This is a genomic window from Shewanella jiangmenensis, from assembly GCF_018596335.1.
Classification (GTDB): Bacteria; Pseudomonadota; Gammaproteobacteria; order Enterobacterales; family Shewanellaceae; genus Shewanella; species Shewanella jiangmenensis.
In genome coordinates this window covers 804476-824102 of sequence record NZ_JAHEPS010000001.1, presented here as the reverse complement: position 1 = coordinate 824102, position 19627 = coordinate 804476, and the positions used below count along the sequence as shown (strand labels likewise).

The window sequence follows — 19627 nt, the reverse complement described above, 5'->3', positions numbered from 1 at the left end:
GCGGCAGATAGCCGATTTCAGTTGAAATGCACCTTGATGCAGGCGGCACTGCCAAGGGCGTTGGCGAGCGCTTCATCCAGGGTTTCTGCCCGCGCCAATGCCACACCGAGGCGGCGACGGCCGTCGATATCGGGTTTGGCAAAGAGTCTGATTTGGGTTTGTGGTTTGGCGAGCGCCTCAGCAAGCCCGGAGTAGCCGAGGTTGCTGGAGCGGCCTTCCACCAACACCACCGCCGATGCGCTCGGGCCATACTGGACTATGCCCTTGATTGGCAAACCGAGAATGGCGCGTACATGCAGCGCGAACTCGGATAAATCCTGGCTGATAAGGGTCACCATGCCGGTGTCGTGGGGGCGGGGCGAGACTTCGGAGAAGTACACTGCATCGCCCTTGATAAAGAGCTCAACCCCAAAAAGGCCGAAGCCGCCAAGGTTTTGCACCACCTCGCGGGCAATGGTTTGGGCGCGCTCGAGCGCCAGTGCACTCATGGCCTGTGGCTGCCACGATTCTCGGTAGTCGCCGTCTTCCTGACGATGGCCGATGGGCGCGCAAAAATGAATGCCGTCCACCGCAGACACAGTCAGCAGGGTGATCTCGTAATCAAAGTCGATAAAGCCTTCGACTATAATGCGGCCCTTGCCGGCGCGCCCACCGCTTTGGGCGTAATCCCAGGCGCTGGCGATATCGCTTTGGCTGCGAATAACGCTCTGGCCCTTGCCGGACGAACTCATCACAGGTTTTACCACGCAGGGAATGCCGGTCACGGCGATGGCATCTTCAAGCTCGGCCTGACTGTCACAAAATACGTAGGGCGAGGTGGGCAGCTTAAGGGTTTCGGCGGCAAGGCGACGTATGCCTTCTCGGTCCATGGTCAAACGCGCCGCTCGGGCGGTTGGCACTACTTTGAGGCCGTCAGCTTCGAGCTGAACCAGGGTTTCGGTGGCGATGGCTTCGATTTCGGGGATAACCAGATGGGGTTTTTCCAGCGCGATTAAGGATTGGAGCGCGGCGCCATCGAGCATGTTTATCACATGGCTGCGGTGGGCTACCTGCATTGCCGGGGCGTTGGGATAACGGTCAACCGCAATCACTTCTACCCCGAGGCGGGTCAGTTCGATGGCGACTTCTTTGCCAAGCTCGCCAGAGCCCAGCAGCATGGCGCGGGTTGCGCCCGGAGTGTAGGGGGTGCCTATCATGGCGGGTTATCCTCGTTATTGTCTGAGGTCAAAAATAATAACCTGCATCGGCAAAAAATGCAGGAAGCGCTCGGGAAAATGTGCTCAAAATCAAACAGAAAATAGCAAACAATTGAGACTTGAATCTGGTATGTCTGCAGCGGATTGCGCTACTCTCTGATAACAAAAGTATGATTATTGATCAGGCGGGAGGTGGCTGTGTTTCTGGACTATTTTGCACTCGGGGTGCTGCTGTTTGTGGTGGTGGTGATTTTTTATGGCGTTATCGCCATCCATGACATTCCCTACGAAATTGCCAAAAAGCGTAATCATCCCCAGCAGGATGCGCTGCATATTGCCGGCTGGGTGAGCCTGTTTACCTTGCATGTGCTGTGGCCGTTTTTATGGATTTGGGCCACCCTGTACCGCGAAGACCGCGGCTGGGGCTTTGGCACAGTGGTAAAGCGTGAGCTCGAACTGGAAGAAAAAGTGAAAGAACTCAGTGCCAACCTGCTTGAGCTTGAAAACCGCCTGCAGGCGCTGGAGCTCGATAAATCTGCGGCGGCCCAAAACCCGGCTCACGCGCAAGCTCAAACACAAGCTCAAACACAAGCTCAGGGCGGGGAGGCATAATCATGGATTTACTGCTTATTTTGACCTATGCCGCCATCTGCGTGGTGATTTTCAAAGTCTTCAAGATCCCGCTTAACAAGTGGACAGTGCCCACCGCCGTGCTGGGCGGCATAGTGCTGCTGGGCACCTTGCTGCTGCTGATGAACTACAACCACCCCTACAGCCGCTTTGCGCGGGAGTATTTTGTCACTGTGCCCATCAATCCGCTGGTAACCGGCAAGGTGGTTGAAGTTGCCGTGCAGCCCAATGTGCCAGTAAAACAAGGTGATGTGCTCTTTAGGCTCGACCCTGTGCCCTTTAAGGCGGCTGTGGTGCAAAAACAGGCCGCCCTCAAGGCTGCCGAGCAGGAAGTGCCGCAGTTGCAGGCCGCCTGGGACAGCGCCAGAGCTGCAGTTGAGCGCACCAAAGCCGACCGCGACCGTGCCCTTGCTGAGTACAACCGCTATCAGGCCGGCCGCAAAAAGGGTGGCGCCAACTCGCCCTTCACCGAACTTGAAATGGATAACAAGCGTCAGTTGTATCTTGCATCCGAGGCGCAATTGACTGCCGCCAGTGCTGAAGAGATGCGTGTCCGCCTGGCCTTTGAGTCCAATATCGATGGGGTTAACACCAAGGTCGCTGCGGCCGCCGCCGATCTGGCCAAGGCCGAGTTCGATCTGGAGCAGTCTGTGGTCAGAGCGCCCACCGACGGTATGGTGACCCACATGGCGCTGCGCCCCGGCATGGTGGCCGTGCCAATGCCGCTTCGGCCGGTGATGAGCTTTATTCCATCCGAGCAGCGCTATTTTGTCGGTGCCTTCTGGCAAAACTCGCTGCTTCGCCTTAAAGCCGGTGATGAGGCCGAAGTCATTCTCGATGCGGCGCCCGGGCAAGTGTTCCATGGCAAAGTGGCGCAGGTGCTGCCTGCCATGGCCGAGGGCGAGGTGCAGTCAAACGGTCAGCTGCAGGCCTCTGCAAGGCTGTTTCAGCGCGGCCGGGTGCTGGTGATGATAGAGTTCGACAAGCCTGAGGCGCTCGCCGAGTTGCCCGCCGGTGTGGCCGGGCAGGTCGCGATTTACACCGACCACTTCTCCCATGTGGCTGTGATGCGAAAAGTGCTGCTGCGGATGCAGGGCTGGCTTAACTACCTGTTTTCTGAAGGGCATTAATCCTCAGGTGCCGATTGTGCTCAGCGGGGATTTACACCCATAATCGAGGGGCTCGTTGAGCCCCTTTTTTACACAACGGATAAAAGCTGATGCAGGACGTAAAGGACTTAACCGCAGTACTGAGGTCGAACACCCCGATAGTGGTGATTGAAACCTATGAAGAATATCGGGTAATAGAGCTGCTTAAGCGGGTGGCATCCACTCTGTATCAGCCACTTTTTACCTGGTCCATCACCAGCGGCCTGTCGCGGGTCGACAAGGACATGGGCAGTCAGAAATTCAATACCGATCCGGCGGATTTGCTTGGTCAAATCAAATCCACCCAGCAGCAGGGCATTTATGTGCTGTGCGACTTTCATCCCTTTATGCAGGATGCGCCGCGCAACGTCCGGCTGCTCAAAGAGATAGCGCTTGAATACGACTCGCTGAAACACACATTGGTGCTGGTGAGCCATGCCTTTGATATTCCGCCTGAAATTCGCCGTTACTGCGCCCATTTTCGCCTGTCGCTGCCAAGTAAAAACCAGCTCGAAAACCTGATAGCCGAAGAAATTGACAAAGTCCGCCGTCAGGGCCTGCCGCTTATCACAGACGATGCGGCGGTGGCGCGGCTTGCCGATAACCTGCGCGGCGTGACCTTTGATGATGCCCGCCGACTTATTCGCAAGGCGATAGTCGATGATGGCGCCATCAGCCATGACGATGTGGCGCGGGTGAATCAGGCCAAGTTTCGCCTGATGGACATGGATGGCGTGCTCAGATACGAGTACGACACCAGCAGCTTTGCCGATATCGCCGGGCTGCATAACCTCAAAGACTGGCTCAAGGCCCGCGCGCCGGCTACAAACCCCAACCTCGAGCCGCCCAAGGGCATTATGCTGCTTGGGGTGCAGGGCAGTGGCAAGAGTCTTGCCGCCAAGGCCGTGGCCGGCGTGTGGCAGCGGCCGCTGCTCAGGCTCGATATGGGCGCGCTGTATAACAAGTACATAGGTGAAACCGAGAAGAACCTGCGCCAGGCGCTGGAGCTTGCTGATTTAATGGCGCCCTGTGTGCTGTGGATTGATGAAATCGAAAAGGGTGTCAGCGGCGGCAGCAGCGATGAGGGCACATCGTCGCGGATTTTGGGTACCCTGCTGACCTGGATGGCCGAGCGCAAAAGCGATGTGTTTCTGGTGGCCACCGCCAACGACATTCAGGCACTGCCGCCTGAGCTGATGCGTAAAGGCCGGTTGGATGAAATCTTTTTTGTGGATTTGCCTGATGAAGAAATCCGTAAGGCGATATTCCTTATTCACTGTAAAAAGCGCGCGGTGGATGTCACCAGCATGGATTTGGGGCTTTTGTCCCGCGCAAGTCAGGGATTCAGCGGCGCTGAAATCGAGCAGGTGGTGATTTCGGCCATTTATGCCGCCGCCAGTCGTCAGCAGCCGGTGGAGCAGGGCATTATTCTTGAAGAGTTATCCCGCACCCGGCCATTGTCTGTGGTGATGCGGGAGAAAATCGAGTCGCTGCGCTCATGGGCTGCTGGTCGCACGGTAAACGCCCATCTGGATTGAGGGCGGATGCCGGTGCGTCTTCGCCCTAATCGCCAAGGTTTACGCTCGGATAAAAACAAGCCGCGTCACCTCAGGATGACGCGGCTTCTTTGTGCAGTTTTTTTTGTGCGGCTTATATGTGCCGCTTATGTGTTTAGGAAAAGCCCGTTTAAATCAGCTGCCCGCTTTGGGTGGGAAGCTTGCGAGGATTTTATCCACGGTTTCTTTGGTCGCTTTGGCCTTATTGTCGCCGCCATCGCTGAATTCAAAGCCGTCACTGCCGCGCCACAGCAGCTTGTCGCCGGCAGCGCTCAGCACATCAATCTGAATAAGCTGATATAAGGTGTCGCCGCCAATCGGGATGCCAATACTGGTACCAACGCCTATACCGCCGGAGTGGCCCCATGAACCGCTGCCAAGACCGATGGAGAGACCGGAGTTGGAGGGCTTACTGCCGGTTTCAAAGGCCCAGGTGACTTTGATATCGGCGCTGCTCGTTGGATCGCTATTATCATTGCTGTTAGTCTGGCCATTATTCTGGCCGTTAATCTCGCGCATGCCCTTGGCGCGCAGGCTGTCGCCGATGGCGGCGCGAATGCGCTCTGAGCTCAGCGGGTCGCTGGTTTGAGCCGGTGACAGCAGCGTAAAGGTCTGCATGGCGGCAAAGTTAACCTTGGGGTCGTAGTCGGTTTTCGGGCCGCTTTGGCAGGCGCCAAGCAGCAGTAAGGTGAAAATTAACAGCATTCGCTTCATGGGAGTCTCCCTGTTTTTTCTTTACTCTGCCCCTGCTTGCTGAACAAGGCAAGAGCGCTGCTGTAGATTATTTCGCCTTTTTCAGGGTTTGATGTTATACCTAGCCCACGGGGTATTTTCAGCCTTTGTCCATGGAACAATTAGTTTTTTTCGAAATTCCCAGCCCTTGCATCAACGTGTGTCAGAGTGACAACCGTGGCTTTTGTCTGGGCTGTTTTCGAAGCCGTGATGAACGCTTTAACTGGCAGCAAATGTCGGATGCGCAAAAGATGGAAACCATACGGCTTTGCCGCGACCGTAAAAAGCGCCGTGCCTATGCCGCATTCAAGGCGAAGCAGGAAGCCGAAAAGGCCGAGCGGGCGTCAATGAATGGCAGTTTACCGCTGGATGATGCGCCGCCTACGCTGGATTTGGGGGATTTCAGTCTCGACTGAATCTGTCTCGACCGAATCTCTCACGCCTGAGTCAGTCACGCCTGGCTCTGTTACGACTGGCTATGAAGTTGGCCTTTGGCCGGAATATGCAGGCTAAAGCATGTGTGGCCGGGGCGGCTTTCAAGACTCACGCTGCCTTTATGGCGCTGCATGATGCGTTTGATGATGGCAAGCCCGAGACCATGGCCTTTGTTGCCGTTTTGCGAGCTGCTGACCCGGTAAAATGGCTCAAAAATCTTTGCCTGATCCAGCTCTGGAATACCTTCACCATCGTCAGTGACCGACAGCAGCCAGCTGTCACCCTCGAGGATGAGTCGCACGTCAATGCTGCTCTTGGCAAAGCGCTGGGCGTTGGTGATAAGGTTTTGCAGCGCCCGCTCAATCAGGGATGGGTCGGCCGGTGCGATGGCATCGGTCTGCGGCCCATGAAAGCTTATTGGCACGGGGTTTAGACTTTGCAGCCGCGCTATGGTCTGGCGGGCGAGGGCGCTGAGGTTGCACTGCTCAAACAAGGGTGTTTCCCGCGGCGCTTCGAGGCTGGCAAAGGTTAACAGCTCCTGCAGCAGCTGCTCCATCTCCTTGATATCCATTTGCATATCGGCAAGAAACGCGTTGCGTCTTTCTTCGTCACTGCCATCGCCGCAGTAACCCGGCATCAGCGCCAGGGCAAACTTAAGCCGCGCCAGCGGGGTGCGTATTTCGTGGGAAACCGCATTGGTCAGGTGCTTTTGGTTGTCGATAAGGGCGCTGATATGACGCGCCATTTCATTGAAGGTATCGGCAAGGCCAGCTACCTGCGAGCGGCTTGAAAGGGTGATGCGGGTATCCCATTTGGCGCGGCCAAAGGCCTCGGTGGCTTCGCGCAGAATACGGATATCCCGTGACAGCGGCCAGACCCACACCAGCGCCACGCCGGCGAGCATCAGATAGAAAAACAGGGTAAACAGCGGGCGCAGGCTTTCTCTGGGATCAATCTCAAGCGGGCCTGCCATCAGCACCTGCTCGCCAATGCGCACCAGGCGCATCTCCTTGTTATCGTCCAGCGCTATGGTAAACACCTTGCCGCCGCCAAGGGGCTCGTTGCTCGACAGCGCCACCTGGCTTGCGTCCACCAGGGTCATCGGCAGGGCCTGATTGTTGTCGAGGGATTTTAGGTGCTGTGCGCGCTCGGCCGGCGGCATGTCGGCCAGAATGGTCGCCAGTGCCAGAAACGGCGCGTCTTCGGCGGCGGTGTCGTTGACGTTATGGTGCCAGAGGCTGTCCAGTGTCCAGCCTATCCCGAGGATAGACAGACACAGGAGCAGATAAAGGCTGACAAACAGGCGTTTCACGGCTCAGTTGGTCCAGGCCTCTGGGGCAAACAGGTAGCCTTGGCCCCATACGGTTTTGATCCGAAAAGGGGTTTCCAGATTGTCGTCGAGCTTTTTACGCAGGCGCGAGATCCGCACATCGATTTTGCGATCCTTGCCGTCGAAATCGATATTGAGCAGGTAGTGGTAAATGTACTGGCGGCTCAGCACCTGACCTGCCTGTGAGGCGAGCAGCCACAGCAGCTCAAATTCGTGGCTGGTCAAATCCACTTCTTTGTCGCCAAGGCGAATGGTTTGGGTGTGCGGATCGATACTGAGTTTGCCAAAGGTCAGGCAGTGGCTTTCCTGCTTGGGCGGCTCGCTGTGGCGGCGCAGCAGGTTGTTGATGCGGGCGACCAGCAGCGCCGGGTCGACCGGTTTTACCACGTAATCGTCGGCGCCGAGCTCCAGCCCCTTGATTTGATCTTCATTGGATCCAAGGGCGCTCATCAGCAAAATCGGCCCGGCAAAGTAATCGGGCAGTTTTTCAATCAGGGTCAGGCCATCCATGCCGGGCAGCATGATGTCCAGCAAAATAATGTCGGGCTTGTAGTTGAGCAGGCGGGTCAGCACGGTATCGCCGCGGCGCTCGAGCTCCACATGCATGCCGTTGGCCTTGAGGTAATCCACGATAAGATTGGCGAGGCGCACATCATCTTCAACCAACAAAATCCGGTGCGGTGCTTGTGTCGTCATCAGAAAATACTCCATGGGTTACGAAAGCGGCGCCGGGTCTGGGGTTCGCTCAAGGGTTTGACCCTGAGTACAGCCTCGGCAAGTTGCTGATTTGTCGTTGGGTCGCGCATCACAAAATGCACGTCCGATTCGGTGCTGATATTCAGTGCCAGCGATTTTTGCGTCGGTTCTGTGATGCACCAGCGATGCAATTCGTCCAGCTCAAGCTCGATACACACGGGCTGCGGTGTGCTCCAGGACAGGGTGACCTGAATGTCGCAGCGGGATGAATCCGGACTCACCAGACACAGACTCGGGGAGAGGGTAAGCGCCTCTTCTTTGATTTCGGCGGCCTTAGCCACTGATTGACCGATAAGGGCTATCAGGGGCAATAACATCAATACGCGGCCGGGGCATTTCAAGCGGATCAGAACCTGTAAGCGGCACCAATCAGGTAGGCGTAACCATCGTCTTCATCCAGCAGCGGACTGTCGGCAATCGTGTCGGCAAACCGGGTGTAACGTGCGGTCATCAGAAGTTCCCACTCTGGTGTCATGTGGTAGCGCGCGGTGAATTCCACACCGGAATTCCAGCCGCTTTCGGCCTGGTAATTAAGGCTCCAGTATGCACTTTCCGAGGGGCGCACGCCATAGTAATAATCCACGATTTCTTGGCTTTTCCAATCAAGGAATGCTGCAAAATCAAGACTTAATTCTTGATGACTCCAATGGTAATTCCATTTTATCTGCCCCTCCATGCCGTTGTGGACATCGAAGAGATCGTGCAGCAGTGCCACGCGCCAGGTACCGAAGCGGTTATAGATATACGCCTCCATTCCGCCAAGATAGGTAAAGCTGCGCTCTTCCAGCGGTCCTATGGGCGGGGTGAGTTCCCAGGTGGTGCGTGCAATCGGTGCTTGCTGCAGGGCTTGCGAGCTGCCGGCAAGAAAAATATTGGACGGATCCCAGCGGTAAAAATATGCCCTGTCGCTTGAAAAGCCGGTGACCAGATTCAGGGTAAAACGTTCCTGCTCTGTAAGGGTGTAGCCGAGCGCGCCGTTATCGAAAAACCATTTTTCGCCGTAATAGGCGACCGTGGGCAGCACGTAAATCGGGATGTCTTTGTAGTCTTTCAGCGGGTTGGATTTGACCCCGTAACCGAGGGCAATGCCTAAGTCCCAACTGCCCTGCCGGATACAGTCGGTGGTGTCGTCACAGGTGTTTTCGGCTGCCATAACTGCCTGAGAAAACAGGCTGCCCAGCAGCAGTGCCAAGGCTGAAAAAGACTTCATCACTATGATTTTGGTTGGTTACGCCGTTAACAATTATGGCAACAGAGTATCATTTAATTGCAGCCAAACCAGAGATGAAGCTTGGACTGTTGCAATTTGATACCTGTGTCTTAAGCAGGTTGATCCAAAGTTAATTGAGCTCTGGCTAACTGAGCACTGGCTAACCGAACAAGGCTAGCTGCACAGTTTGCAAAGGGATAACAGCTGGCGCTGCTGCACGCTGTGGGGCCTGCCAAGGGGCAGCGCCAACCCTACTGTGCGTTTAAGTTCAATATCCGCGAGCGGCCGGCAGCTGATATCGGCTTGCTCAAGCAGTGCCGGTATGGCAGGCACCAGCGCTACCCCAAGGCCTGCGGCCACTAATCCCACCGCATATTCGATGGTCTGAATACGGGCCCGCACCTGCATCTTTATCCCTTCCATATCCAGGAGTTGCTGAAGGCTTGTCAGGGCCTCACAGGGCGCCCGGTGAATAAAGGGCTGCCCCTGCAGGTCCTCAAGCCTGATGCTGTTTTTCAGTGCCAGGCTGAAAGACGGCGGTATGGCGAGCAGATAGGTGTCGTGCCACATCGCCTGAAAGCTCTCGTTTGGCGTCAGGTCGGCAGTGGTGATGATGCGCCCATCGCACTCTTCTCCGGGTTCCACCAGGGTTAAGTCCATGTCAGGGCAGGCGGCGGTAAAGTCTTTGAGCAGCATACTCATGCGCGCTACCCCGAGCGAGCGAATCAGCCCCAATCGAAACGGCACCTGGGTTTCTGGCTTGGAAAACAGCGATTGAATCGCTTTGGACTCGTTTAAGAGCCGCTTGGCGAGCGGGTACAGCCGCATCCCTGCATCTGTGGCCGAGACGCCCTTGCCGTGACGGGCAAACAGCGCCGCTCCCAGTTCCGACTCAAGCGATGCGATAGCGGCCGAGATTGAGGGCTGGGCAATATAGCAGTGCTTGGCTGCGGCGCTGATGCTGCCTTTTTCGAGCACGGCAACAAAGTAATTCAAGGCTTTAAGGTTCATCTTTACCTAAACGTAAGATATAGGAGATTGCTATGGAAGTAAGAGAAAAAGAATATTTTTCCTAATGATTGATTATGCCTATGCTAAGGCAATTCACAAGTGGCGCTGCGGCTTCTTTCGGTTGTTATGCCGCCCGCGACCGACCAATAACAAGCGAATTAATAAAGGATGACCTATGGCCCGCGTGCAATTTGACTGGCAAGACCCGCTGAATTTCAACTCCCTGCTGACCGAAGAAGAGCGGATGATCCGCGACATGGTGCATGAATACGCCCAGGATAAATTGATGGCACGGGTGCTGATGGCTAACCGTGAAGAGCATTTTGACCGCGAAATCATGAACGAGCTGGGGGAGCTGGGTCTGCTTGGGGCAACGCTGCCGGAAGAATACGGCTGTGCCAATGCCAACTATGTCAGCTACGGTTTGGTGGCCCGCGAAATCGAGCGGGTCGACAGCGGTTATCGCTCGGCCATGAGCGTGCAGTCGTCTCTGGTGATGCATCCTATCTATAGCTACGGCACCGAGGCACAGCGCCGCAAGTATCTGCCAAAGCTCGCCACCGGCGAGTGGGTGGGCTGCTTTGGTTTGACCGAGCCGGATGTGGGCTCGGATCCCGCCGGCATGAAGACCCGCGCCGAGCGCATCGATGGCGGCTATCGCATCACCGGCGCCAAGATGTGGATCACCAACTCGCCGATTGCCGATGTGTTTGTTGTGTGGGCCAAGCTTGATGGCGTGATCCGCGGCTTTGTGCTCGAAAAGGGCATGAAGGGCCTGTCGGCGCCTAAGATTGAGGGCAAGTTCTCCCTGCGCGCCTCCATCACAGGTGAAATCGTGATGGACAATGTGGAAGTGGGCGAAGATGCGCTGCTGCCAAACGTTGAAGGCCTCAAGGGGCCATTCGGCTGTCTGAACAAGGCCCGTTATGGTATCGCCTGGGGCGCGCTGGGCGCCGCCGAATTTTGCTGGCATGCGGCCCGTCAGTATGGTCTGGACCGTATTCAGTTCAACCGGCCGCTCGCGGCCAATCAGCTGTATCAGAAGAAACTGGCCGATATGCAGACCGAAATCACCACCGGTCTCTTTGCCTGCTTGCAGGCAGGCCGCCTGATGGACGCCGATGCGCTGCCGGTTGAGGCCATTTCACTTATCAAACGCAACTCCTGTGGCAAGGCGCTGGACATTGCCCGCATCGCCCGCGATATGCATGGCGGCAACGGCATCAGCGACGAATTCCATGTTATCCGCCATGTGATGAATCTTGAGGCGGTGAACACCTACGAGGGTACCCACGACATCCATGCCCTGATCCTGGGCCGTGCCCAGACCGATCTGCAGGCATTTTGCTGAGGGATAACGGGGGCCAGGAGCCCCCGTTTTTGTCTCGTTCATCCAGTGAGGGATAAGCATGGAAGACAGGGCCATTGCCGTTGAGCGGCAATTTATTGAAGCATTGGAAAGTGGCCGTATCGAGGCCTTTTTAGACCATACCCAGGGCTGGGATCATCGCCGCCTCGGGCTCAGTGATGCCGACTTTGTCGGGATTTTTGAGTCCCAATTAAAAAGCCGCCTGCTGGATTTGGAATCCCGGCGGATGCGAGCCCGCAACGAGGGCTTTTACACCATTGGCTCTTCGGGCCACGAGGGCAATGCGGCTATTGCGGCAGTGCTCAACACCAGCGACATGGCCTTGCTGCACTACCGCAGCGGCGCTTTTATGATTGAGCGCGCGCGCCACGAAGCGGCGGAAACCGTGCTGTGGGACATGATGCTCTCGTTCGCGGCCTCAAGTGAAGACCCCATCTCAGGCGGCCGCCACAAGGTGCTTGGCAGCAAGTCACTCAATATTCCGCCGCAAACCTCGACCATTGCTTCCCATTTGCCCAAGGCGGTGGGTGTGGCCTTGAGTGTTCCGCTCACCGAGCGCCTCGGCGTGGAAGGCTCTTTGCCTCCCGATGCGATTGTCATGTGCAATTTTGGTGATGCCTCGGCGAACCACGCCAGCGCCCAGACAGCCATCAATGCAGCCTGCTGGGCGGCGTTTCAGAATATTCCTATGCCGCTGATGTTTGTCTGCGAAGACAACGGCATAGGTATTTCTACCCCCACCCCAAAAGGCTGGATTGGCGCCAACTTCAGCCAAAGACCCGGGCTTAAGTATTTTTGCTGTGATGGTCTCGATTTGCTAGATACCTACAAGGTGGCCAAAGAGGCAGCCCATTGGTGTCGAAGCCACCGCCAGCCGGTGTTTTTGCATGTTCGCACCGTGCGTTTGATGGGCCACGCCGGCAGCGATGCCGAAATTGCCTATCTTTCCAAAGATAAAATCCTTGAAAACGAAGCGCTGGACCCCTTGCTTCGCAGCGCCGCCATGCTGATTGAGGCGGGCGTATTGAGCGCTGAGCAAATCCTTTCGCTGTATCAGGAACTTAAAGAGCGGATTGCTGCCATCGCCAGAGTGGCTGCGACCCGGCCCAAGCTTAGAACGGCAAAAGATGCCATGGCGAGTGTGGTGCCGCCGAAGCTTGCCAATCCCCGTGCAGTGAAAACGTTGGGAGAAGACGCTTTTGCCAGTCTCTTTGCCGCCGACAAGCAGTCGCTCGGTAAACCCGTGCACATGGGCAAGCTGATTAACCTGACCCTCACTGAGCTCATGGCAAGCCACGACAATATCGTTATCTGCGGCGAGGACGTGGGCAAAAAGGGCGGCGTGTACCATGTCACCTCGAGACTGGTGGAGCGCTTTGGCCCGAGCCGGGTTATCAATACCCTGCTGGATGAGACCTCCATTCTGGGGCTTGCCACCGGCATGGCCCACAATGGACTGCTGCCCATCCCCGAAATCCAGTTTTTGGCTTATGTACATAACGCCGAAGACCAAATTCGCGGCGAGGCGGCGACTCTGCCGTTTTTCTCCAATGGCCAGTACACCAATCCGATGGTTATTCGTATTGCGGGGCTTGCTTATCAAAAGGGCTTTGGCGGTCACTTCCATAACGACAACTCTTTCACCGTGTTTCGCGATATTCCCGGGCTTATCCTCGCCTGCCCATCCAATGGCGCCGATGCCCAGGGGATGCTGCGCGAATGCGTGCGTCTTGCCCGTGAAGAGCAGCGGCTGGTGATATTCCTTGAGCCCATCGCGCTTTATATGACCCGCGACCTGCATGAGGCCGGCGACAGCCTGTGGGCGGCGGAATATGTGCCCGAGCGCGAAGCCACGCCACTGCCATTCGGCGAGCCGGGCCGCTTTGGAGAGGGGAAGGATTTGTGCATCATCAGCTACGGCAATGGTTACTACTTAAGCCGTCAGGCAGAAAGGGAGCTTGCGAAAGCGGGCATAGACTGCACTGTGGTTGATCTTAGGTACCTGGTGCCCCTCAACGAAGCCGCCGTTTGTGATATCGCCGCCAACTGCCGCCATGTGTTGGTGGTGGATGAATGTCGCCGCTCAGGATCAGTATCCGAGGCGATAGTTACTGCGCTGCATGAAAGGCTTAAGGATAAGTGCCCGCCGCTTTCGCGCCTCAACGCTGAAGACTGCTTTATTCCGCTGGCCGATGCCGCGACCCTGCCGCTGCCAAGTAAAAACAGCATAGTGGCCGCAGCACTTAAGCTGGTGCAGGGCAGTAAAAAAGAGGGCGCCATAGTGATTGGACTGGAGGCATCGGCATGAGCTCAAATACACCCCTAACGAAAGAAAGAGTGTTAGTGATAGCCCCAGGGCGTGGCTGCTATAACAAAGAAGAGCTTGGGTATCTTAAGCGCCTGCACGCCGACAAAGCTGAGTTTATCGCCGGTATCGACGCCTTTCGCCGCCACGAGGGGCAAAAGAGTATTGCTGAGCTCGATGCCATGGATAAGTACTCCTTTAAGCTGCATACCCCGGGCGAAAATGCCTCGGCGCTGATTTACGCCTGCGCTATGGCGGATTTTATGGATATTGACCGTGACCGTTTTGAGATAGTGGCGGTTACCGGCAATTCCATGGGCTGGTATATCGCCCTTGCCTGCGCTGGGGCGCTGGATGAAGAGGGAGCTATTGGCGTTATCAATACCATGGGCTCCATGATGCAGGATGGCTTAATCGGCGGGCAGCTGATTTATCCCGAGATGGATGATAACTGGCATACGAGCCCCGCTGCGACCCAAATGCTGGATGCCTTGCTTGATGAGGCCGAGGCCACCGAGGGCTGCGCCCTTTATACCTCGATTCATCTTGGCGGTTTTCGGGTGCTGGCGGGCAATGAGGCGGGGCTTAAACTTGCCGAAGAGCGGCTACCGAAAATCGATGAGCGTTATCCGATGCGGCTTTATAACCATGGCGCCTTTCACTCGCCGCTGTTAACCGAGGTGTCGGTCAAAGGCAAAAGTTTATTGCCAAAAAGCCTCTTTAAAGCGCCCAAGGTACCTATGGTGGATGGCCGCGGCGCCATTTGGACCCAGTACAGCACAGATACCGAAAAACTCTGGGATTACACCCTGGGGCATCAGGTAACCGAGCCCTACGACTTCACTAAGGCAGTGCAGGTAGCGGTAAAAGAATTTGCCCCTGACAGGGTGATGATTTTGGGCCCCGGCACCACCCTTGGCGGTGCGGTGGCACAAAGCCTTATCGGCTGCAATTGGTTTGGCTGGCACAGCAAAGCCGATTTCAGCGCCGCACAAAAGCAAAGCTGCCCCATGGTTGCCCTTGGCATGGACAGTCAGCGCACTCTTGCAGTAAAAAAGCGGCAGTAAAAAGCCTGCAGTAAAAAGCCAGCGGTAAAAGGTCAGCGGTAAAAGGTCAGGCGGTGAAAAGTCTCACGGTAAAAAGTCCCGCTGTGAGTTTGTAGCGTTGGCCTTTAGCCTGACCTTTGCACCGAGCAGGGCTAGGCTAAAGACAATAAAAAAACGGCCCTGGCGGCCGTTTTTTACTACTGTGCTTCGTTTTTGCTAGTTTTTGACAGCGTCGACAGATGCGCTTACTTCAAATCCCGCTGCTGAACGGCGAGATATCCCATCTCATAAAGTTGGTCATTTACACAGGTCAGCAGAAAATGCTCTTGCTCTTCGGGGGCAACTTCCTGCTCTGTGATGAGATCCAGACAGACTTCTTTTATTTGTTGTACATCTTCACTGGGGGCCGGAGGAAGGTCGAGTGTGGGTTCTTCTTCGGCAGAAACGGCAAAGCTGACCACAAGTACCAGCGCGAGGGTAACTTGGGTGAGAATTGCTGAGGGGGTGCGCATTTTGGGGTCCTTAGGAATGAACGACTCTGGGGCCAAGGTGCCGCTCGGCAGCCTTACAATTCCCCGGAGGCGGCGCTATTGTGACAGCAAGAATGCCAGTTTGAAATCGAGAGATTTTAGTGCTTTCGGTCAGATTTTTTTTCCAAACTCCCATAAATGTGCTTCTTGTGCGGTGCCCAAAAAAGATGGCATATTAATCTCTTTATCTTACAGCTAATTAGCAAAAGTGCAGGAGCGAGCGATGGCGGAGTATTCTTTTGGTGATGGCCGTATTTTGGTTCGTCACAGCCAAAGCGGCGATATCGCCACGGTGCGCGATATTTACAGTCAGCCAAGTTGCTATGCCAATACGCTGCAGCAGCCGTTCCCGTCACTGGAAAAATGGCAGCAGCGGATTGGCAATTTGCCCGAGAATTTTTACAGCCTGGTCGCCGAAATTGACGGCGAAGTGGTGGGGCACGCCGGGATGGAAGTGTTCACCAATCCACGCCGTAAACACGTGGCAAACCTTGGTATGGCGGTCAGTGAAGAATTTCAGGGTATAGGTGTGGGTTCGGCGCTGCTTGGCGCGCTGCTTGAACTCGCCCATAACTGGCTGGCGGTGCGGCGCATTGAGCTTGAGGTGTACACCGACAACCATGCCGCCATTAAGCTATATAAGCGCCACGGCTTTGTGATTGAAGGCGAAGCCATCGGCTACGCCTTCCGTAATGGCGAATATGTGGATGTGTTTTTTATGGCAAGTTGCCGCGACTTTGGCTAGCTTGCGGCGCTTTTGCTCGTGAGTGACGTTGTGGTCAGCCATCTGCTAACAGCGCTGGCGGCTTTAAAGCCCGAAGCGCTGCTCAAGAAACGCGGCCGCATCATCCGACAATGCACTTCGGGACAAATACTGTTTGGCGTTGCCCTGATGCAGCAGATAGCCGCGCTCGGTGCGACTGATTTTATCGAGCGCACTCCACTTAAGCTCGCGCTTTTGACCCAGCGACTCGGTGATCAGCGCATCCTCGGTAACAGTGAGGCTCACTTCATTGTTGGCAGCGCGGCTCATCAACTGGCGCCACAACCACCAACTGCGCTGGTACTTAACGCTTAAAAACTCCACCATGGTCAAGCCCATAAAAAACCAGCCAAGATAGCTGGGAATAGGGCTTGCCAGCAGGGCAAAGGTCATCAGTGTAAACCCGATGGTTTTTACATAGGGTTTCCAGCCGCGTGCCGGCTCTACCGATTGGTCGAAACACTCTTCAAAATGGGCGCGATTCAGGATAAAACTATGCTGGTGGACTAAACTTGAAGGCATTAGGAGCTCTTGAGTCAGGAAACTGCGGGAATGATCCCATTGTAGGCTTAATGCTAGGTTAACACAGCTCAACCGGAGACGGGACTCATGGCATTGGTACCAAAAAATTATGTTCCTCTGGGAGCAACCCGGGTGTTTGGCGGCAATGATGTGCCCGCGCTGTTACTCGAGCAGCACAAAACCCGCAAAGGCTTTTACAGCCAGATTGAAGTGCTGAATGGCGATCTGCTCTGGTTTGGCTACCGTGAGACCGATGGCGAGCCCGTGGTCGAGGTGCGCCTTGGCGCGAACGATCGCGCCATGACCCATCCCGGCAAGCTTTATAGCCTCGAGCCCTTAACTGAAGACACCCGCTTTCGCCTCAACGTATTCGCCCACGAGAGCCTGCATGAGGTGAATGCCGCCGCAAGCTCCACCGTGAGCCTGTTTCTGGAAGGCGAGCACGCAGACAGCAGCCCGGGTTTTACGCGGGATACTGATTACGCACAGCAGGCTCATCGCTAAGATACTGAACAAACTCCACTTCCATGCCGTCCGGGTCGATGAAATACACATTGCGTCGACCCAAGTCCGGCGCGCCGTCTTTATCGACGGCAAAGCCCGCGTCCGCCATGCGTTGAATAAGCCCATCCAGCGATGCCACCACAAAGGCAAAGTGTGCAAGCCCGGGCTGATGCCCCTTAAGATCCCGCGCCGCACCTTCACCGTCGTTATTCAGCGCGATATATTGATACTCATCGCCAAAGTGCAGCCATCGGCGCGGTTTGCCGTACCAGCTACCTTGGCCGCCACCGCGTACCTTCCAGTGAGGGAAAGCGGCTTGGTAAAACTTAAGGCTCTTTTGCAGGTCATGCACGACCAGATTGATGTGTTCCAGATGTACCATGATGCGCTCCTTGATTGTGTATCGTTATGTTTTACAAGCCTTACATGCCGTAACCATAAGGGTCGCGGTAGTCATTGAGCGGTGTGAGCAATTCAGCATAGCGCCCCAGCAGTGAAAGGGATTCGGCTATTCGCTCACGGATGGCGCGGTCGCGACTGGCAAGCTCACCCTTGCTCAGCGCCTGCTCGCTGGCCTCCTCTGAATGCAGCATCTCATCGACATTTCGCACAATGATGTTGGCCGGAACAAACACCATCTTGTTGTTTTTATTGCCACTAACCATTAGCTCACTCAGCGGGTATACGCCGTTTACACCCGAGGAAACCGACACCAGCAGCGCCGGTTTGTGGCCGGTCACCGGGACGCTGGCATTCATCAAAAACTGCTTGATAAGCGGTGTTGCCATCCCATTCCATTCAGGCGTGATGAGCACATAGGCCTGACTTTGCGCCAGTTTTGGCTCAATCACTCCCCAGTCTGCGCCCTTGCTCTCGATGCTGTCGCCATCCCAGAACGGCAATGAATAGTCAGCCAGTTCAATCACTTCTACCTCGCTGAAACTGTGGCTGTGGGCCTTGATAAACTGCGCGACCCGGCCGCTTTGGGACTCTTTGCGCTGGCTGCCGTTGATGATACTGAGCTTCATAGGCTGATACCTTTTAGTAAAGTTTTTAGTTTCTAAATTAATTTGTAAGGTAGATGCTTTATTTAATCCTGTAAAGATAAAAGTAAATAAAAAAGTTTACTTAATACCTTGGTTGTCGATAATAGAGCGCAAGCGACATCTCAAATTCGTCCGGTGGACCGATGAAAACCTGCCAAAAAATCCTCGAGTTACTGAAACAGCACGGCCCGATGACGGCAGCTGGGCTTGCCGATGCATTGGGGCTCACCTCCATGGGGGTGCGCCAGCATTTGCAGGCCATGGAGGCCGAAGGCAATCTGGCTTTTGATGACATCAGCGAAGGGCGTGGCCGTCCGGCGCGCTACTGGAAGCTGACTGACGATGCCCACAGCCAGTTTGGTGACCGCCACAGCGAACTTACGCTGCGGCTGATTGATTCGGTAAAGGTGATTTTTGGCGATGCGGGGATGGACGCGCTCATCAGCCATCGCGAGGCGGCGTCGGAGGCGGCGTACCTTGCACGCATGGCAGGGGCGCAGACTGTGGCTGAGCGGCTCAGAATACTTGCGCTTATTCGCAGTGAAGAAGGCTATATGGCAAGCATCGAGCAGGACGGCGACCATTGGTGGTTGTATGAAAATCACTGCCCTATCTGCGCGGCGGCCAGCAGCTGTCAGAACTTTTGCCGCTCGGAGCTTATGCTGTTTCGCCGCCTGCTGGGCGAGGGCGTGACGGTCGAGCGCAGTGAACACATTATCGAAGGCGCGCGCCGCTGCAGCTATCGCATAAGCTGGGTTGAGTCAAAGGATCAGGCATGATTTCGCCCCGTGGCCGGCTCGATGTGTTTCTGGCCAAAACCTTGAATGTGCCGAAAAAATCAGCCCGCGAGCTGATTAAAGCCGGGCGGGTGACTGTGGATGGCGACCTTGCCAAAGAGGCTTCGGCGCAAATCGGCCCTTTCAGTCAGATTTACCTTGATGAAACAGCGCTAAGAGCCGACACGCCGCGTTATTTGATGGTGCATAAACCTGTGGGCCTGGTGTCGGCCACCATAGACCAAGAGCACGCAACCGTACTCGACCTTATTCCTGAGGCACTTAGACTCGGCCTGCACATAGTCGGGCGGCTTGATTTGAACACCTCGGGGCTGGTGCTCCTGTCCAACGACAGCCGCTGGTCGGAATCCATGATGCAGCCCGGTGCCCATGTGCCGAAAGCCTATCGGGTGACCCTCGAAAAGCCGCTGACGCCGGAATACATCTATGCCTTTGCCCAGGGCTTTTACTTTGAAACCGAAGACATCACTACCTTGCCGGCGAAGCTTGTGATTATTGGCGAACATGAGGCGGAGGTGGAGCTTTATGAAGGCAAATATCATCAAATCAAGCGTATGTTCGGCCGTTTTCAAAACCGGGTGACAGCGCTGCACCGTTTTCGCATCGGGGCGCTGCCGCTCGACCCTGAGCTTGCGCCGGGGCAGTGGCGGCTACTCAGTGACGATGAAAAACGTGCCTGCCAGCAGAGTGAAGGTCAGATAGGGCTTTAAAGAGGACAGATACAAAAAAGACTGATAAATC

22 protein-coding genes are annotated in these 19627 nt (G+C 55.7%); 11 read left to right on the top strand and 11 right to left on the bottom strand.

Annotated features, from left to right (window positions below):
- Positions 1-17 precede the first annotated feature (17 nt).
- Positions 18-1196, bottom strand: a complete 1179-nt coding sequence (purT, locus tag KJI95_RS03660) for a formate-dependent phosphoribosylglycinamide formyltransferase (protein ID WP_214505793.1) — start codon at positions 1194-1196, stop codon at positions 18-20.
- A gap of 198 nt (positions 1197-1394) precedes the next feature.
- On the opposite strand from purT, the gene KJI95_RS03655 reads away from it, so the two are divergent.
- The 3 genes from KJI95_RS03655 to KJI95_RS03645 all read left to right on the top strand — a co-directional run bounded on the left by KJI95_RS03655 (position 1395) and on the right by KJI95_RS03645 (position 4512).
- Positions 1395-1808, top strand: a complete 414-nt coding sequence (locus KJI95_RS03655) for a DUF3302 domain-containing protein (protein ID WP_214505792.1) — start codon at positions 1395-1397, stop codon at positions 1806-1808.
- A gap of 2 nt (positions 1809-1810) precedes the next feature.
- On the top strand, positions 1811-2956 hold the full coding sequence (locus KJI95_RS03650; RefSeq protein ID WP_214505791.1) for an HlyD family secretion protein: 1146 nt from the start codon (positions 1811-1813) through the stop codon (positions 2954-2956).
- A gap of 89 nt (positions 2957-3045) precedes the next feature.
- Positions 3046-4512 carry an AAA family ATPase gene (locus KJI95_RS03645; RefSeq protein WP_214505790.1) on the top strand — a complete coding sequence of 489 codons (1467 nt, stop codon included), beginning with the start codon at positions 3046-3048 and terminating at the stop codon, positions 4510-4512.
- 153 nt (positions 4513-4665) lie between these two features.
- Here KJI95_RS03645 and KJI95_RS03640 read toward each other — a convergent pair whose 3' ends face one another.
- On the bottom strand, positions 4666-5244 hold the full coding sequence (locus tag KJI95_RS03640; RefSeq protein WP_214505789.1) for a DUF4136 domain-containing protein: 579 nt from the start codon (positions 5242-5244) through the stop codon (positions 4666-4668).
- A 131-nt stretch (positions 5245-5375) separates the two neighbouring features.
- Here KJI95_RS03640 and KJI95_RS03635 point away from each other — a divergent pair, with 131 nt between their 5' ends.
- Entirely contained in the window at positions 5376-5678 is a 303-nt protein-coding gene (locus KJI95_RS03635) for a DUF1289 domain-containing protein (protein ID WP_214505788.1), read from the top strand.
- Between the two features lie 50 nt (positions 5679-5728).
- On the opposite strand, the gene KJI95_RS03630 is transcribed toward KJI95_RS03635, so the two are convergent.
- The 5 genes from KJI95_RS03630 to KJI95_RS03610 all read right to left on the bottom strand — a co-directional run bounded on the left by KJI95_RS03630 (position 5729) and on the right by KJI95_RS03610 (position 10004).
- On the bottom strand, positions 5729-7009 hold the full coding sequence (locus KJI95_RS03630) for a sensor histidine kinase (protein ID WP_214505787.1): 1281 nt from the start codon (positions 7007-7009) through the stop codon (positions 5729-5731).
- Between the two features lie 3 nt (positions 7010-7012).
- Entirely contained in the window at positions 7013-7723 is a 711-nt protein-coding gene (locus tag KJI95_RS03625; RefSeq protein WP_432653772.1) for a response regulator, read from the bottom strand.
- Positions 7723-8100, bottom strand: a complete 378-nt coding sequence (locus tag KJI95_RS03620; RefSeq protein WP_214505786.1) for a DUF3019 domain-containing protein — start codon at positions 8098-8100, stop codon at positions 7723-7725. Before KJI95_RS03620 ends, KJI95_RS03625 begins: the two co-directional genes overlap by 1 nt.
- Before the next feature lie 29 nt (positions 8101-8129).
- Entirely contained in the window at positions 8130-8993 is an 864-nt protein-coding gene (locus KJI95_RS03615) for a MipA/OmpV family protein (protein WP_214505785.1), read from the bottom strand.
- Between the two features lie 174 nt (positions 8994-9167).
- Positions 9168-10004: a LysR family transcriptional regulator gene (locus tag KJI95_RS03610; RefSeq protein WP_214505784.1), complete on the bottom strand. Its 837-nt coding sequence runs from the start codon at positions 10002-10004 to the stop codon at positions 9168-9170.
- A 175-nt stretch (positions 10005-10179) separates the two neighbouring features.
- On the opposite strand from KJI95_RS03610, the gene KJI95_RS03605 reads away from it, so the two are divergent.
- From KJI95_RS03605 to KJI95_RS03595, 3 genes are read left to right on the top strand one after another with little or no spacing between them, the layout of a single operon-like run.
- Complete coding sequence (locus KJI95_RS03605) at positions 10180-11355, top strand: acyl-CoA dehydrogenase (RefSeq protein ID WP_214505783.1); 1176 nt, start codon at positions 10180-10182, stop codon at positions 11353-11355.
- Positions 11356-11413: 58 nt separating this feature from the next.
- Positions 11414-13681 (top strand): dehydrogenase E1 component subunit alpha/beta, encoded by a 2268-nt coding sequence (locus tag KJI95_RS03600; RefSeq protein WP_214505782.1) that lies wholly within the window; start codon positions 11414-11416, stop codon positions 13679-13681.
- Positions 13678-14745: an ACP S-malonyltransferase gene (locus KJI95_RS03595; RefSeq protein WP_214505781.1), complete on the top strand. Its 1068-nt coding sequence runs from the start codon at positions 13678-13680 to the stop codon at positions 14743-14745. The genes KJI95_RS03600 and KJI95_RS03595 overlap by 4 nt, the downstream gene beginning before the upstream one ends.
- A gap of 224 nt (positions 14746-14969) precedes the next feature.
- Here the strand turns inward: KJI95_RS03595 and KJI95_RS03590 are convergent, their stop codons facing one another.
- Positions 14970-15236, bottom strand: a complete 267-nt coding sequence (locus KJI95_RS03590; RefSeq protein WP_214505780.1) for a hypothetical protein — start codon at positions 15234-15236, stop codon at positions 14970-14972.
- A gap of 241 nt (positions 15237-15477) precedes the next feature.
- On the opposite strand from KJI95_RS03590, the gene KJI95_RS03585 reads away from it, so the two are divergent.
- The gene (locus tag KJI95_RS03585) at positions 15478-15999 is read left to right on the top strand and encodes a GNAT family N-acetyltransferase (protein ID WP_214505779.1); all 522 of its coding nucleotides are present in this window, start codon (positions 15478-15480) and stop codon (positions 15997-15999) included.
- Between the two features lie 63 nt (positions 16000-16062).
- Here KJI95_RS03585 and KJI95_RS03580 read toward each other — a convergent pair whose 3' ends face one another.
- Positions 16063-16539, bottom strand: a complete 477-nt coding sequence (locus KJI95_RS03580; protein WP_214505778.1) for a YcxB family protein — start codon at positions 16537-16539, stop codon at positions 16063-16065.
- A gap of 87 nt (positions 16540-16626) precedes the next feature.
- Here KJI95_RS03580 and KJI95_RS03575 point away from each other — a divergent pair, with 87 nt between their 5' ends.
- On the top strand, positions 16627-17043 hold the full coding sequence (locus KJI95_RS03575) for a TehB-like domain-containing protein (RefSeq protein WP_214505777.1): 417 nt from the start codon (positions 16627-16629) through the stop codon (positions 17041-17043).
- Here the strand turns inward: KJI95_RS03575 and KJI95_RS03570 are convergent.
- Together KJI95_RS03570 and KJI95_RS03565 are read right to left on the bottom strand one after the other, a co-directional pair.
- Positions 17003-17425 carry a VOC family protein gene (locus tag KJI95_RS03570; protein WP_214505776.1) on the bottom strand — a complete coding sequence of 141 codons (423 nt, stop codon included), beginning with the start codon at positions 17423-17425 and terminating at the stop codon, positions 17003-17005. The genes KJI95_RS03575 and KJI95_RS03570 overlap by 41 nt on opposite strands.
- A gap of 40 nt (positions 17426-17465) precedes the next feature.
- The gene (locus KJI95_RS03565; protein ID WP_214505775.1) at positions 17466-18071 is read right to left on the bottom strand and encodes an NAD(P)H-dependent oxidoreductase; all 606 of its coding nucleotides are present in this window, start codon (positions 18069-18071) and stop codon (positions 17466-17468) included.
- Between the two features lie 161 nt (positions 18072-18232).
- On the opposite strand from KJI95_RS03565, the gene KJI95_RS03560 reads away from it, so the two are divergent.
- The gene (locus KJI95_RS03560; protein WP_214505774.1) at positions 18233-18868 is read left to right on the top strand and encodes a helix-turn-helix transcriptional regulator; all 636 of its coding nucleotides are present in this window, start codon (positions 18233-18235) and stop codon (positions 18866-18868) included.
- The gene (locus tag KJI95_RS03555) at positions 18865-19596 is read left to right on the top strand and encodes a 16S rRNA pseudouridine(516) synthase (RefSeq protein ID WP_214505773.1); all 732 of its coding nucleotides are present in this window, start codon (positions 18865-18867) and stop codon (positions 19594-19596) included. The genes KJI95_RS03560 and KJI95_RS03555 overlap by 4 nt, the downstream gene beginning before the upstream one ends.
- Positions 19597-19627: the final 31 nt, after the last annotated feature.

What these genes read in the sequence shown, in the direction of transcription:
- KJI95_RS03620 (WP_214505786.1), bottom strand. Translation starts at nt 8,100, where the DNA reads ATGTTATTGCCCCTGATAGCCCTTATCGGTCAATCAGTGGCTAAGGCC.
- KJI95_RS03595 (WP_214505781.1), top strand. Translation starts at nt 13,678, where the DNA reads ATGAGCTCAAATACACCCCTAACGAAAGAAAGAGTGTTAGTGATAGCC.
- KJI95_RS03615 (WP_214505785.1), bottom strand. Translation starts at nt 8,993, where the DNA reads ATGAAGTCTTTTTCAGCCTTGGCACTGCTGCTGGGCAGCCTGTTTTCT.
- KJI95_RS03585 (WP_214505779.1), top strand. Translation starts at nt 15,478, where the DNA reads ATGGCGGAGTATTCTTTTGGTGATGGCCGTATTTTGGTTCGTCACAGC.
- KJI95_RS03625 (WP_432653772.1), bottom strand. Translation starts at nt 7,723, where the DNA reads ATGACGACACAAGCACCGCACCGGATTTTGTTGGTTGAAGATGATGTG.
- KJI95_RS03610 (WP_214505784.1), bottom strand. Translation starts at nt 10,004, where the DNA reads ATGAACCTTAAAGCCTTGAATTACTTTGTTGCCGTGCTCGAAAAAGGC.
- KJI95_RS03560 (WP_214505774.1), top strand. Translation starts at nt 18,233, where the DNA reads ATGAAAACCTGCCAAAAAATCCTCGAGTTACTGAAACAGCACGGCCCG.
- KJI95_RS03605 (WP_214505783.1), top strand. Translation starts at nt 10,180, where the DNA reads ATGGCCCGCGTGCAATTTGACTGGCAAGACCCGCTGAATTTCAACTCC.
- KJI95_RS03570 (WP_214505776.1), bottom strand. Translation starts at nt 17,425, where the DNA reads ATGGTACATCTGGAACACATCAATCTGGTCGTGCATGACCTGCAAAAG.
- KJI95_RS03565 (WP_214505775.1), bottom strand. Translation starts at nt 18,071, where the DNA reads ATGAAGCTCAGTATCATCAACGGCAGCCAGCGCAAAGAGTCCCAAAGC.
- KJI95_RS03590 (WP_214505780.1), bottom strand. Translation starts at nt 15,236, where the DNA reads ATGCGCACCCCCTCAGCAATTCTCACCCAAGTTACCCTCGCGCTGGTA.
- KJI95_RS03575 (WP_214505777.1), top strand. Translation starts at nt 16,627, where the DNA reads ATGGCATTGGTACCAAAAAATTATGTTCCTCTGGGAGCAACCCGGGTG.
- KJI95_RS03650 (WP_214505791.1), top strand. Translation starts at nt 1,811, where the DNA reads ATGGATTTACTGCTTATTTTGACCTATGCCGCCATCTGCGTGGTGATT.
- KJI95_RS03580 (WP_214505778.1), bottom strand. Translation starts at nt 16,539, where the DNA reads ATGCCTTCAAGTTTAGTCCACCAGCATAGTTTTATCCTGAATCGCGCC.
- KJI95_RS03635 (WP_214505788.1), top strand. Translation starts at nt 5,376, where the DNA reads ATGGAACAATTAGTTTTTTTCGAAATTCCCAGCCCTTGCATCAACGTG.
- purT (WP_214505793.1), bottom strand. Translation starts at nt 1,196, where the DNA reads ATGATAGGCACCCCCTACACTCCGGGCGCAACCCGCGCCATGCTGCTG.
- KJI95_RS03640 (WP_214505789.1), bottom strand. Translation starts at nt 5,244, where the DNA reads ATGAAGCGAATGCTGTTAATTTTCACCTTACTGCTGCTTGGCGCCTGC.
- KJI95_RS03600 (WP_214505782.1), top strand. Translation starts at nt 11,414, where the DNA reads ATGGAAGACAGGGCCATTGCCGTTGAGCGGCAATTTATTGAAGCATTG.
- KJI95_RS03645 (WP_214505790.1), top strand. Translation starts at nt 3,046, where the DNA reads ATGCAGGACGTAAAGGACTTAACCGCAGTACTGAGGTCGAACACCCCG.
- KJI95_RS03555 (WP_214505773.1), top strand. Translation starts at nt 18,865, where the DNA reads ATGATTTCGCCCCGTGGCCGGCTCGATGTGTTTCTGGCCAAAACCTTG.